Source organism: Vibrio sp. 10N.247.310.98, from assembly GCF_041467395.1.
Taxonomy (GTDB): Bacteria; Pseudomonadota; Gammaproteobacteria; order Enterobacterales; family Vibrionaceae; genus Vibrio; species Vibrio crassostreae_C.
Map to the genome: position 1 here is coordinate 161,970 of NZ_JBFSUL010000003.1, position 11,778 is coordinate 173,747.

10 protein-coding genes and 1 pseudogene are annotated in these 11,778 nt (G+C 45.5%); 6 read left to right on the forward strand and 5 right to left on the reverse strand.

Translation table 11 applies throughout. From position 1 onward, the window contains the following. Positions 1-2: 2 nt before the first annotated feature. Positions 3-485, reverse strand: coding sequence for a GNAT family N-acetyltransferase (locus tag AB6E78_RS02475; protein ID WP_065584882.1), 483 nt, complete (start codon positions 483-485; stop codon positions 3-5). A gap of 209 nt (positions 486-694) precedes the next feature. Between AB6E78_RS02475 and AB6E78_RS02480 the strand changes: the two genes are divergently transcribed. The 3 genes from AB6E78_RS02480 to grxB all read left to right on the forward strand — a co-directional run bounded on the left by AB6E78_RS02480 (position 695) and on the right by grxB (position 2,978). Further along, positions 695-1,675 carry a Gfo/Idh/MocA family protein gene (locus AB6E78_RS02480; RefSeq protein ID WP_372132563.1) on the forward strand — a complete coding sequence of 327 codons (981 nt, stop codon included), beginning with the start codon at positions 695-697 and terminating at the stop codon, positions 1,673-1,675. Positions 1,676-1,839: 164 nt separating this feature from the next. Continuing rightward, entirely contained in the window at positions 1,840-1,998 is a 159-nt protein-coding gene (locus tag AB6E78_RS02485) for a hypothetical protein (protein ID WP_004733064.1), read from the forward strand. A 347-nt stretch (positions 1,999-2,345) separates the two neighbouring features. Further along, positions 2,346-2,978 carry a glutaredoxin 2 gene (grxB, locus tag AB6E78_RS02490; RefSeq protein ID WP_372127736.1) on the forward strand — a complete coding sequence of 211 codons (633 nt, stop codon included), beginning with the start codon at positions 2,346-2,348 and terminating at the stop codon, positions 2,976-2,978. 159 nt (positions 2,979-3,137) lie between these two features. Here grxB and AB6E78_RS02495 read toward each other — a convergent pair whose 3' ends face one another. Next, positions 3,138-3,971 carry a pyruvate, water dikinase regulatory protein gene (locus AB6E78_RS02495; RefSeq protein ID WP_017060559.1) on the reverse strand — a complete coding sequence of 278 codons (834 nt, stop codon included), beginning with the start codon at positions 3,969-3,971 and terminating at the stop codon, positions 3,138-3,140. A 178-nt stretch (positions 3,972-4,149) separates the two neighbouring features. On the opposite strand from AB6E78_RS02495, the gene ppsA reads away from it, so the two are divergent. Beyond that, positions 4,150-6,522, forward strand: a complete 2,373-nt coding sequence (gene ppsA / locus AB6E78_RS02500; RefSeq protein WP_372127733.1) for a phosphoenolpyruvate synthase — start codon at positions 4,150-4,152, stop codon at positions 6,520-6,522. 119 nt (positions 6,523-6,641) lie between these two features. On the opposite strand, the gene AB6E78_RS02505 is transcribed toward ppsA, so the two are convergent. Both AB6E78_RS02505 and AB6E78_RS02510 read right to left on the reverse strand, forming a co-directional pair. Further along, positions 6,642-7,433: a hypothetical protein gene (locus tag AB6E78_RS02505; RefSeq protein WP_017060557.1), complete on the reverse strand. Its 792-nt coding sequence runs from the start codon at positions 7,431-7,433 to the stop codon at positions 6,642-6,644. A gap of 66 nt (positions 7,434-7,499) precedes the next feature. Then, on the reverse strand, positions 7,500-8,855 hold the full coding sequence (locus AB6E78_RS02510) for a serine hydrolase (RefSeq protein ID WP_017060556.1): 1,356 nt from the start codon (positions 8,853-8,855) through the stop codon (positions 7,500-7,502). Positions 8,856-8,947: 92 nt separating this feature from the next. Between AB6E78_RS02510 and AB6E78_RS02515 the strand changes: the two genes are divergently transcribed. Together AB6E78_RS02515 and AB6E78_RS02520 are read left to right on the forward strand one after the other, a co-directional pair. Then, positions 8,948-9,922 carry an AraC family transcriptional regulator gene (locus tag AB6E78_RS02515; protein WP_102321070.1) on the forward strand — a complete coding sequence of 325 codons (975 nt, stop codon included), beginning with the start codon at positions 8,948-8,950 and terminating at the stop codon, positions 9,920-9,922. A gap of 262 nt (positions 9,923-10,184) precedes the next feature. Further along, on the forward strand, positions 10,185-11,519 hold the full coding sequence (locus tag AB6E78_RS02520; RefSeq protein ID WP_102321071.1) for an MATE family efflux transporter: 1,335 nt from the start codon (positions 10,185-10,187) through the stop codon (positions 11,517-11,519). Positions 11,520-11,627: 108 nt separating this feature from the next. Here the strand turns inward: AB6E78_RS02520 and AB6E78_RS02525 are convergent. Beyond that, a pseudogene (locus AB6E78_RS02525) lies at positions 11,628-11,726 on the reverse strand (phosphonate metabolism protein); the annotation flags it as partial. Between the last annotated feature and the right edge of the window lie 52 nt (positions 11,727-11,778).

Genomic DNA, 11,778 nt, shown 5'->3' on the forward strand with positions numbered 1-11,778 from the left:
CTTTAGATCTCCTCAAAACGCATGGACATGGTTCGTGACTGAGTTTCCATTCCTAACGACTCATAGAAACCCTGAGCTTGTTGGTTAAACTCCATTACCTCCAACCTAAGTTCTATCGCTCCTCTCGCCTGCGCCCATTGATTAAAAGACTTCATTAACGCTCGACCAGCACCTTGGCTCTGAACCTGATCGTTCACCACAATCGTATTGACCCTTGCCACCTTGTGCGGCTGAATAAAACTGACCCCTTTGTTCTGCGTTACCTTACCCGCTAAAAAACCAACGACTTGCTTGTCATCGACTGCAACCAAGAAAGCGCCAAGTGGGTCAAGCATCAAACCTAACCAATACTCTTCACTGTCGGCCAAGCCTTGTGACGCTGGTGCAAATACCATAGGCGCACCAAGATGATGTTGACGGTTTATCTGCTCAGAGAGCGCTAAGATCGCGTTAATATCAGTTACCTTGGCCGTCCGGATTTGCATATCATCACCTTGTTTGAATTCAATAACACCTTAGCAAAAATGGCTTAGTTGTGCACCGTTACACTGGTCAACTCAGACGCTCTGTGAAGGCTGAACATTAATATTAGGCACTATGTTTAGGGAAATTGTTCCGTAAATCTCAGGCACATTGCCAGCCGTTGAGTGCTACTATCTCTGCAGAATCAATACACTAACTATTGGACACCTATATGATTAAGTTTGCTGTAATTGGAACGAATTGGATTACACAAAAGTTTGTTCAAGCTGCTCACGAATCTCAATCGATGCAACTTGCAGCGGTTTACTCTCGAAATCTAGACAGTGCGGCACAGTTCGCCCAAGAGTTTGACGTTGAAACGACGTATAACTCACTCGACGCATTGGCCAATGACAAAACGGTTGAAGCCGTATACATCGCTTCACCGAATTCACTCCATTGCGAACAGTCCATCTTCATGATGGAGCACGGCAAACATGTCATCTGTGAAAAGCCTGTCGCATCGAATATTGATGAAGCAACCCGAATGTTTGAGGTCGCTCAGAAGAACGGTGTGGTGATGTTTGAGGCGTACAAGTCTCAGTTTCTGCCGAACTTTAAGCAAATTCAACTTGGTTTAGAAAAGATTGGCAAGGTACATAAAGCACACATCAACTACTGCCAGTATTCATCGCGCTACCAAAAATACCTAAACGGCGAGAACCCAAATACCTTCAACCCAGCTTTTTCTAACGGCTCATTGGTCGATATTGGCTTTTACTGTGTTGCCGCGACAGTCGCGCTATTTGGCAAACCTGAAAACGCACAGGCTTCTGCAAAGCTACTTGATTCAGGTGTCGATGCTCATGGCTGTGCGATCTTCCAATACCCTGAGTTTGATGTGACCCTTGCGCACTCCAAAGTCAGCGACTCTTATGCGCCAAGCGAGATCCAAGGTGAATTAGGGGCGATCATCATCGATCACATCGCTGAATGTACTGACGTTAAGATCCGCTACCGCGATGGCACGGTAGAAAACCTTACTCAAGCACAAAGCGAAAACTCCATGAGTTACGAAGCGCAGGCCTTTGCTAGCTGCATTGCTGGCGACAACGCAACACAAGCGCAGGCCCAACTGCGCGCTTTAACGGTTGCGAAGTTAATTACAGAGATGCGCCAACAAGTTGGTGTAGTGTATCCAGCGGATAAATAACGTCACAGCGTAAGTTAACAAACTGATTTTTAATACATAATTATTTATACATAACTGAATTTAATCTTTACGACAAATAACCGGATTAGTTGATTGAGGTCCCATCTGTTTAAATCCGCGTTCGATATCTATCGTATTTATTTAATTTATTGAAGGTGTGTAAAGTGTTTTCAGTTGATGATCGCGTTGTAGCAACAAAAGGTGTTGAACTAGGTGAAATGGTAGTAACTGGCCTAAGTGCTGGTGGCGGCTACGTTCACGTTACAACGGTAGAAGGCGCAATGACGCTTACTTACCCAGCGCAAGATCTTAAAAAAGCATAGTTTAACCACTCTGCCCTTTTAGTAGTCACTCTACTAAAGGTAACAAAATTGAGGCTTTGGCTGACTTCACTCTTCTGCATTAGAGTAAGCAGCCAGAGCCTTTTTTATGCCTGTAATTTACCCACTAGCTTTCTCATTCGCTTACTCGTTACAATAAAACCGCACTCAACTGACAATAGAATTAGGCAACGAGTTTCTACACTAAGTGCTTATTCCCATCGTTCTCTTGATATCCCCGAGCACTTAATCGCAGTGAATAGTTCTTGTTAACAAAGGCTTATTGTCTGCGAAAGTTTCTGGTACATTAGCATCATCTTATACTAAGAAAGACCCGAATGAGGGAAGCTATGAAGCTTTACATTTACGGCCACTGCCCTTTCTGTGCAAGAGTCTCCTACATTGCTCAATCGCTAGGCTTGAACATTGAGCTTGTTTCTGTCGATTATGATGATGCCCAAACCCTTATCGATCTGATCGGTAAAAAGATGGTGCCCGTCTTACAAAAAGACGATGGCTCTATCATGGCAGAGAGCCTAGATATCATCGCGTACTTCATGGACTTGAAATCAAGCGATGAGCAGCGTGTGCCATCTGAGCAAGTGACTGTGTTCCAAACTCGCGCATTCCCTCTTACTCAACAGATTGGACGCCCACGTTGGTGGAACCTCGACTTGGCTGAATATCGCTCTTCTGGAGCCAAAGAAGCTTGGCGTGCCAGTAAAGAGACCGAAGGTTTTAACTTTGAAGAACTGTTAGAAAAGACGCCTCAGTTCGTTCAACTGATTAACCCATTACTGAAAGATGCCGAACTCTTACTGGATCTAGAGAATGGTGAGTCATCACTGCCTCTAGTCGATCAAGCGGTGTATTTCTCGATGCTTCGTGGCTTTTGCGTAGAACCAAGCATCACATGGCCACCAGCACTTGAACGCTGGTTAGAAAAGAAAAGTGAAACGCTAAAGCTGTCTTTACTTCGCTAGAAAGCTATCTCGATTAAGAAAGCAAGCTCTGATTAAGAAAACAAGCTCTGACTCGCAAGCGACTACAACGAGCACAAACAAAAAATCGAAGCTCTCAGGTGTAAACTGCGAGCTTCGATTTTCTTTTATCTGGCCATTCTATTTCTCTAAGGCTTTGTCTTACAGCAGACGCCTTCTCAAACCTGTTCGCTCCAAGATTCGTGTCGAAATTTCTTCAACCGATAGTGAAGAGGTGTTGATGTAAGGTATCGCTTCTCGACGGAACATCGCCTCTACCGTTTGCAATTCATACAAACATTGTGAGTCACTGGCGTATTCGCTGCCTGCTAAGCGGTTCTCACGAATTTCAGTGAGCCTTTCTGCATCAATGGTCAAACCAAACAGCTTATGTCGGTAAATCTCAAACTCTGGCAACAGCTTTAAGCGTGCCAAGTCATCGTGGATAAATGGGTAGTTTGCTACGCGTAAGCCAAACTGCATCGCCATATACAAACTTGTTGGTGTTTTGCCACTTCGAGAAACACCCAACAAGATGATGTCGGCTTCTTCCAGCCCTTTTAGCGTGATGCCATCATCATGCGCGAGCGTGTACTCAATCGCAGCAATACGGTCGAAATACTTCACCGAGTCCTTGTTTACACTGCGTGAGCGCTGCAACTTAGGAACAGGCGCCATCTGAATGTCATCCTGTACTTTCTGCACGATGCTCTCTAACACGTCATAACAGTGCGCGGGCGCTTCTAGCAATTTGGTTTTGATATCAGGTATCACAATCGAAAAGAACACTAGCGGTTCTAATCCGGTATCACGATACGAAATTTCAATCTCTTTTAATAAATCAGAAAGTTTGTCCTCACTTTCCACAAACGGAAAGGTTTTTTCATTGGCTTTAAAAGGGAATTGACCTAGAACAACATGCCCTAAAGTCTCACATGTTATGGCCGTTCCATCAGAAACATAGAATACATCACGACTTTGGATATCAATTTGCATTTTTTATTTAATGTTTAAAATTATTTTGAGTAGGATGGGAACCATAATATATATAACGAAACCCTGCTGACTATTACGTCCCCCACAGCTTTAAAAAATAATTTACATTTTTTTAAACTGATACGTAATCGTTTGCCTTTAAATCCCTACAATGCTTGCTATGTTTCTGGAGAAATAAATGCAAAATAATACCCTATGGTTCAATGGCCTATCCATGGAAGATGTCGACAAAGTCGGCGGTAAGAACGCCTCACTGGGCGAGATGGTTTCTAACCTGTCCAATGCTGGTGTTTCTGTACCTAATGGTTTTGCTACCACCTCTTATGCGTTTAACGACTTTCTTGACTACAAAGGTCTTGATGAGCGCATCCACCAACTACTTGATGAACTTGATGTTGAAGACGTTGACGCACTGCGTAAGACAGGTGCAACGATTCGACAATGGGTTCTAGATGCACCCTTCCCAGAATCACTAGAGCAAGACATCCGTGAGAACTACCGTGAGCTAATTGAAGACAACGAAGAATTGTCTGTAGCGGTTCGTTCATCGGCAACCGCAGAAGATCTTCCAGATGCTTCTTTCGCAGGCCAGCAAGAAACCTTCCTTAACGTGAAAGGCATCGACGCGGTACTCGAAGCAACCAAGCACGTTTACGCGTCACTGTTTAACGACCGCGCTATCTCTTACCGTGTACACCAAGGCTTTGACCACCGTGGCATTTCATTGTCTGCGGGTATCCAACGCATGGTTCGCTCAGACAAAGCCTCTTCAGGTGTGATGTTTACGCTTGATACTGAGTCAGGCTTCGACCAAGTCGTGTTCATCACTTCTTCTTGGGGTCTTGGCGAAATGGTTGTACAGGGCGCAGTGAACCCAGATGAGTTCTACGTGCACAAGCCAATGTTAGAAGCAGGCCACCAGCCTATCGTGAAGAAGACCTTTGGTTCTAAGTTGATCAAGATGATCTACTCGACCAATCAAGAGATCGGTAAGCAAGTCGACATCATTGATACTGACGAGCAAGAGCGTAACCAGTTCTCACTCAACGATGAAGAGATCAAAGAGTTAGCAAAACAAGCGATGATCATCGAGAAGCACTACCAACGTCCGATGGACATCGAGTGGGCGAAAGATGGTATCGACGGCAAGCTATACATTGTTCAAGCTCGCCCAGAAACCGTATGTTCTCAAAGCGATCAAAACGTTATCGAGCGTTACGAGCTAAACAATAAGGCGGATGTCTTGGTTGAAGGCCGCGCTATCGGTCAGCGTATCGGCTCTGGCCCTGTTCGCTTGGTTGATTCTCTAGACCAAATGTCACTGGTTCAAGAAGGCGACGTGCTGGTAACTGACATGACAGACCCAGACTGGGAACCTGTGATGAAGAAAGCGTCTGCGATTGTGACTAACCGTGGTGGCCGTACTTGTCACGCTGCGATCATTGCTCGCGAGCTTGGTATCCCAGCGATTGTTGGTTGTGGTACAGCAACAAGCAGCCTAAACGATGGCGATACCGTGACAGTGTCATGTTCAGAAGGCGAAACAGGCTACGTTTACAACGGCGAACTCGATTTTGAAATCAAACGTTCTGAGGTTGATGAGCTACCAATGCTACCAACCAAAGTAATGATGAACGTGGGTAACCCAGATCGTGCCTTCGACTTTGCACAAATCCCGAACGAAGGTGTTGGCCTTGCTCGTCTAGAATTCATCATCAACAAGATGATCGGTATTCACCCTAAAGCGCTGCTTAACTTCGATGCACAAACGGATGAGCTAAAAGCGGAAATCAACGAACGTATTCGTGGCTACAAAGATCCTATCGATTTCTACGTAAGCAAATTAACAGAAGGCATCGCGACTATCGCTTCTGCATTCTGGCCTAAGCGTGTGATCGTACGTATGTCTGACTTTAAGTCGAACGAGTACAGCAACCTAGTCGGCGGTAAAACGTTTGAACCGCATGAAGAGAACCCAATGCTGGGCTTCCGTGGTGCATCTCGTTACATCTCACCAGTATTCGAAGACTGTTTCGAGCTAGAAACTCAAGCGATCAAACGCGTTCGCAACGAAATGGGCCTTAAGAACGTTGAAATCATGATCCCATTCGTTCGCACGCCAAGCGAAGCGGCATCGGTTATCGACATTCTGGCTAAATTCGACCTTCGCCGTGGCGACCAAGGTCTGAAAGTGATCATGATGTGTGAGCTACCATCGAACGCAATCTTGGCTGATGAGTTCTTGAAGTACTTCGATGGCTTCTCTATCGGCTCAAACGACATGACGCAACTGACACTTGGCCTCGACCGAGATTCAGGCGATGTGGCACACCTCTTCGATGAGCGTAACCCAGCCGTGAAAGCAATGCTGAAAATGGCGATCGATGCGGCAACCAAAGCGGGTAAATACGTGGGTATTTGTGGCCAAGGCCCATCTGACCATGACGACCTAGCAGAGTGGTTAATGGAGCAAGGCATCAGCTCTGTTTCACTAAACCCGGATACGGTTATCGATACGTGGTTGAAGCTAGGTAACGTTGCTAATAAATAAGTAAATAAGTAAATAAGTAAATAAGTAAATAAGTAACGCTTCACGCGGTACCTTAACGACAAAAGCCAGTCACGTTGACTGGCTTTTTTAGGTTCTTTCCAAATTAGCTGGCTAGAGCGCTAGAAGTAGTATCTCACACCAACCCAAGCTTCGGTTTGCCAACCATTCGGCATTGGCACACCTTTCACATCAACATCCGCTTTGGTAATGTCATAGCGCGTATTCAACCACCAAGTTCTTGCAGTGTTCATCGGCACATTTAACGATGTTTTAAATGAGAAGTTTTGCATGTCGATATCATCACCAGAAAGATCTTGCCACTCAGGAACCAAAGACACATAAGCGCCAGAGTCACCGAGATGCTTCGCGGTAATCAAACCAAGCGAGTATCCCGTTAAATCATCTTTAGATGAAGTGACGCCAGGGATCTCCATACTACCAGTCATCAGTCCTGCTCTTGGAAATACCAGGAATCCACCGGTATAAGCTGGATTAATCGCAACAACACCGCCAACCGACAATAAGTCATTTTTAATACTGTTGCGCGTATTAATATAATCTAATGAAAGACCCACTTTAGGCGTAGCTTTCGTCCCCGTTTCAAAGACGTGGAAGTACTGAATTCTAGAGTTGCTGTACTCTGTACCGAATTTGTCTGGATCGCGAAGCGCTGTGTTGCTTTCATCGACAAACGTCCCTTCGGCCAGTAGGGCAAACTGCTGACCGTTTTCTAAACCGCCAGAAACTTGCCCTTGAAATTGGATATCTGAACTACCATTCAGCATCAATGCAGCTTGAGTATAAACTTTAGTGACATCAGCAGGATCGATAACACGTTCGGAATCTGAATCGGCATGTGCAGGAAGGGCTAGACCTAAACTCAACGGGATTAATAGAGCAAACTTTTTCATTATATCTCTCGAAAGTCGTTTGCTTCCTCCTTGAAGCCTGGAACATCCTGTTAGGTAATAAATAGATTACTTGTCAGCAAGTAGTTTTGCTGCCGAACGCATTAGTGCAGGGCCTTTATTCTCACCAAAACCTGAGTGGTATGGGTTGGTTGAGAACATCACACCCACAAAGTCACGTGCAGGATCGATGTAAATAAATTGGCCTAGGTTGCCACTTTTCGACATTGCACCGTCATTGAAAATGAAATCAAATTGGTATGCGTTGTAGTCTGCTTTTTCGTTGTATGCGTGCAGTGAACTGCTCTCTTTGCTAGTACCTACGAATGCTTTTGGATCACCGCCGTTGCGGATACGATCAATCACAGCTTGTGACACCACTGGCTCATCAGCCACCGCTTTCCAGCTAGGTGTAAATAGTGTTCCCCAGCGAGCCATGTCTTCTACCGTTGATGAAACCAAGCCAACCGCGATCGCCATGCCATCTGGCGTCAAGTTGAATTGCATTGGTTGACGTGCGTGCACTTTTGACCAAACACGATCTTCGAATACTTGAGTCCAAGTTTTGTTCTCAACGTTTTCAACTAACTTAGTCAGCACCATGGTGTTGATAGATGCGTAACGGAAATGGTCACCGGCTTTTTCACCTTCCAGTTTCTGTGCACCTTGAGCCACTTCCATCCAAGTTTCCATTTCACCCGTTTTTGCACGAGGTGAGTTAAACGATGCCGCAAAGAAACGCACCACATCAGAGTCTGGGTTCAAGATAGACTCTAATGTCTCTTCATTGTCTAGCGCGGTCGACATGTTCAGAACTTGGTGTACTGTGATGCCATCCCAGTTCGTTCCTTTCAATTCAGAAACATACTCAGCGATCTCTTTTTCAGGGTCGACTTTGCCCTCTTCCACTAACATTGCGATCACTGTGCCAACCGTCGTTTTTGCTGTAGATGCCCAAACGTGCGTATCTGTCGGCTTCATACCTGGGTAAGCTTCGTAAACGATCTCCCCTTTGTGAATCAACATAAAGCCTTGGGTACGGAACTGTTCATCCGCCAAGTACTCATCCATTGTCAACTGACCTTTGCTTTCAGTATCAACTTTCAGTGCAGCGAGTCGTGGGTCGATATTTTTGACTAAAGGCTTGTACTCTTCGTTTGGAGCCGCCAGTGCCGTTGGTAGAAACTCACTCATGTGCATGTTGTAGTAAACGCTGTGGTCGCCGCCCATCTGCCAATGAAAGTTATTGAATAACTCACGAGCTGAGTCAGTAAAACTTGGGGTAAATGCTGTGCTCGCCTCTTTCACGGTCAAGGTAACTTGAGCACCTTCAACTTTCAGAGCTTCTTCAACTGGGTTTGCTGCAAGAGCAAATGATGATGGGGTCGCTAACGATACTAGAACGGCAATGTGTTTAAGTTTCATAATTGTTCTCCTGTTTGGGTTAGGAAAAGTATAGGGAGATGCGCTACACTTAATTAGGTCACTTGATGACATTTAATGGTAGGCACAAAACAATGAAAGCATCATCGAACACCACCAGCATACTGCTCACTTCGACCAGTAACATTGCTCCATATATTCAGTATTGTGACAAACATAGACTGGATTGGCGCACCGTCGCCGTTGCGTGCGGTCTACCCATTGAACTGACACAATCCAATCAATGGCTTCCTACACAAGACGTGATTCGCTTCATTCATGGCCTTGAGCGTAAGTTTGGCTATTCGATAGGGATTGAGGTTGGACGTAAGGCCTCTCTAGAGCAATTGTCACCTGAGCTAGACCGAAAAATTGAACAATGCACTTCTCTCGAGCAAGCGGTACGCTGCTTGATTACTGAAATATCGACCTTAAGTAATCACGTCACCATATGGACGGAAAAAAGCGATGGATTGTGGTGGCTGTGTCATCGAAGTTGCTATGACCCATCGACCTCAGGTTTTGAACAAGCAGAATGGTTTCGCGCCCTGACCGTGATTAGCCTCTGCCGTAAGTTCATTGACAGTCGCTGGCAACCATCACACGCCAAGTTGGTCTCTAAGAACAACAGCGCACGTAAATTACCTAAGCATTTCTTTGATTCTGATATTCAGTTTGAAGAGCAATACGGTGCGTTCTCGATTCCGCTGCCCGATGATTATCGTGCCATTTCAGAACGAAATAGTACCCAAGATTGGCATCACGCTGTCGAGATATTAATAGACACCTATGCGACTCTACCTTGGTTCAATATTGAGTGGTTTGCGACCATGCTCGGCATGACAAAACGAACGCTGCAGAGAAACCTGAAGAGCAAAAACATTCTCTTTAAACAAGCCAAAGAACAAGTTCGGGAAGCTAAAGCAAAACAGCTACTTGAAGAGACCAACCTTTCTGTTCAAGACATCAGTTGGCAAGTGGGTTACAGCGACTTGAGTAATTTCAATCGTGCATTCAAAGGTTGGGTTGGAGTCACGCCACCAAGTTATCGGGATAAAGCGAAACATTAGAAATAGTCGAATGGAAAACCTTTAGACCCAATCCGCTAATATAAAACTCAGAAACAAGATACGACACCTTAAATTTCAATAAGCGAACGCATAAAGTTGCATTGCACAATGCTCACATACCGATGAAACTGTGCAAAGGTAATATCGATAGATTTAATGACATTTATTGGTATCGAGCTAACGTTACGTTATCCTTTACGCAATTCTTCATTGAGTGGATTGTCACTACGACAAACCTACCTTCAAGACTGATAAGAGTGTTATGAATTCTACGACCGCAACTCCCTCGCCTTCTCTTGGCCGACAACTCTATACAATGACATGGCCAATGCTGTTTGGGGTGCTCTCCCTGATGAGCTTCCAACTTGTAGACAGTGCTTTTATTGGCCAGTTAGGCGTACTGCCGCTCGCGGTTCAAGGCTTCACGCTACCAATTCAGATGATCATTATCGGGATTCAAGTCGGACTAGGCATCGCGACAACGGCTGTGATCGCGAGAGCTATTGGGGCTAACGAGATACGCTATGCCAAACAGCTCGGCGGATTAGTCGTTGCGATGGGCAGTGTGAGTGTCGCGCTGTTCTCGGTCATCATCTATCTGTTGCGTGGTCCTATTTTACAACTCCTCGATGCACCACCGACGGTACTGCCGATCATTGATTATTACTGGATCTATTGGCTGGTAAGCTCTTGGACAGGCGCACTGCTCTACTTTTTCTACAGTGTGTGTCGTGCCAATGGTAATACCATGCTGCCCGGTTCGATGATGATCGCGACCAGCATCATCAACTTGATATTGGACCCGATTTTCATATTCACGCTCGACATGGGCATCAACGGAGCCGCGATTGCGACCATCTTGGCGTTCGGTGCGGGTATCTTTATCGTTGCTCCTAAGGTAACTAAGAAGCATTGGATGACATTCGACTGGCACGATCTTGATATCGGCAAGAGTATTCGTTCTATAGGAAACATCATGGGGCCTGCGATGATCAGTCAGCTACTGCCACCAGTCTCTTCGATGCTCGCCACCAAACTGCTTGCAGGCTACGGCACAGCAGCGGTTGCAGCTTGGGCGCTAGGTTCACGTTTTGAGTTCTTTTCGATTGTTGCAGTGCTTGCTCTGACTATGTCGATGCCACCTATGATTGGCCGAATGTTGGGAGAAAAGAACCTAGGGAACATACGTAGTCTTGTGAAGATTGCCGTGATGTTTGTATTAGGATTCCAATTGGTGATCGCACTAGTAACTTGGGTGTTCTCTGGCGGGTTGGCAAATCTCATGACCAGCGAAGACGAAGTCTCGACCATTTTGAACTACCACTTACTTATCGTTCCTATCAGTTTAGGGCCGTTGGGTATCTGTATGCTGATGGTTTCTATCTCGAATGCGCTTGGTAAGTCTTATACTGCCTTAACGATATCAGCACTGCGCCTGTTCGCCTTCTTCTTGCCTTGCTTGTGGATTGGTTCGCAGCTTGCTGGTATTGAAGGCCTGTTCTGGGGTGCCATGGTGGGTAATGTGCTTGCCGGTACATGTGCTTGGTTTATGTACCAACGCGCACTTGGGCAAGTCGAGGCTAAGCTTTCTAATTAATCAGTTAGCGAACTAAACGGCTTGCCAGCTAAACCGCTATAAAGTTATTAAACGAAAAAGCAGCCACTTAGGCTGCTTTTTTAGTTTCAGACTTAAAATATATTGGGGTTAGACTTGCTCAAAGTAAGCCAAAAACTCACCGCAATCTTTTTGGAATGGTGGCAATATTTCTGCTAGTGTTTCATCATCCCAATGCCACCATTCAAAAACCATTCAGATGAAGATGCGTTTACTTGCGCTCGCACACTTTAAAGACGGC

Coding starts and splice junctions, on each gene's coding strand:
- AB6E78_RS02475 (WP_065584882.1), bottom strand. CDS start 485: ATGCAAATCCGGACGGCCAAGGTAACTGATATTAACGCGATCTTAGCG.
- AB6E78_RS02480 (WP_372132563.1), top strand. CDS start 695: ATGATTAAGTTTGCTGTAATTGGAACGAATTGGATTACACAAAAGTTT.
- grxB (WP_372127736.1), top strand. CDS start 2,346: ATGAAGCTTTACATTTACGGCCACTGCCCTTTCTGTGCAAGAGTCTCC.
- AB6E78_RS02495 (WP_017060559.1), bottom strand. CDS start 3,971: ATGCAAATTGATATCCAAAGTCGTGATGTATTCTATGTTTCTGATGGA.
- ppsA (WP_372127733.1), top strand. CDS start 4,150: ATGCAAAATAATACCCTATGGTTCAATGGCCTATCCATGGAAGATGTC.
- AB6E78_RS02505 (WP_017060557.1), bottom strand. CDS start 7,433: ATGAAAAAGTTTGCTCTATTAATCCCGTTGAGTTTAGGTCTAGCCCTT.
- AB6E78_RS02510 (WP_017060556.1), bottom strand. CDS start 8,855: ATGAAACTTAAACACATTGCCGTTCTAGTATCGTTAGCGACCCCATCA.
- AB6E78_RS02515 (WP_102321070.1), top strand. CDS start 8,948: ATGAAAGCATCATCGAACACCACCAGCATACTGCTCACTTCGACCAGT.
- AB6E78_RS02520 (WP_102321071.1), top strand. CDS start 10,185: ATGAATTCTACGACCGCAACTCCCTCGCCTTCTCTTGGCCGACAACTC.